This window comes from Rhizobium sp. RHZ02 (assembly GCF_014851575.1).
GTDB lineage: Bacteria > Pseudomonadota > Alphaproteobacteria > Rhizobiales > Rhizobiaceae > Rhizobium > Rhizobium altiplani.
Genome location: NZ_JACUZX010000128.1, coordinates 1 through 255 on the forward strand (window position 1 = coordinate 1; position 255 = coordinate 255).

Genomic DNA, 255 nt, shown 5'->3' on the forward strand with positions numbered 1-255 from the left:
TTCTGCGCACGTCGGCTGCGCGGTCCGCCCGGTTGGCGACGCCAGCGCCGCGCTCACGGTTGATCTCGGAGGCGCGATTGCGCAGGTTGTTGGCGCCATTGGCCTGGAGATTGTTTCGGATAGTGTTGCGGTCGACGTTCGCCAACTGACTTCTGTCGATGTTGAGCTTGCTGCGGTCGACGTTCTTCCAGTCGACGTCGTTCCACTTAACCTTGCCGTTGAAATTGCGGTTGTTGAAACAGTTGTTGCAATCGA

At 58.4% G+C, this 255-nt stretch carries 1 pseudogene; it reads right to left on the reverse strand.

Annotated elements, in window-relative coordinates:
• A pseudogene (locus IB244_RS31810) lies at positions 1-255 on the reverse strand (DUF3300 domain-containing protein); the annotation flags it as partial.